The organism is Pseudoalteromonas sp. T1lg23B (assembly GCF_002964665.1).
In the GTDB taxonomy this organism is placed as follows: Bacteria; Pseudomonadota; Gammaproteobacteria; order Enterobacterales; family Alteromonadaceae; genus Pseudoalteromonas.
The window spans coordinates 45,495-45,821 of the sequence record NZ_PQBZ01000037.1; the positions used below are offsets into that span (position 1 = coordinate 45,495).

2 tRNA genes are annotated in these 327 nt (G+C 52.3%); both read right to left on the bottom strand.

The features are described from left to right. Nucleotides 1-133: 133 nt before the first annotated feature. Nucleotides 134-210 (bottom strand) — tRNA-Met (locus C2M32_RS16155). A gap of 42 nt (nt 211-252) precedes the next feature. Then, nucleotides 253-327, bottom strand: a tRNA-Met gene (locus tag C2M32_RS16160).

The window sequence follows — 327 nt, forward strand, 5'->3', positions numbered from 1 at the left end:
ATGTTTGCCTAATCTCGTCGGGTACCGACGACCTTCGGCTTTTTGGCTTAGAGAGTCCGGCGAATGATTTATCATTCTGCTCCATCCCGCGCCTGTTGTTAAGTGATATTTTACTTCTTACCTAACAAAGAAGTGGTTGCGGGAGCCGGATTTGAACCGACGACCTTCGGGTTATGAGCCCGACGAGCTACCAGGCTGCTCCATCCCGCGCCTGCTGTTAAGTGATATTTTACTTCCTACCTAACAAAGAAGTGGTTGCGGGAGCCGGATTTGAACCGACGACCTTCGGGTTATGAGCCCGACGAGCTACCAGGCTGCTCCATCCCG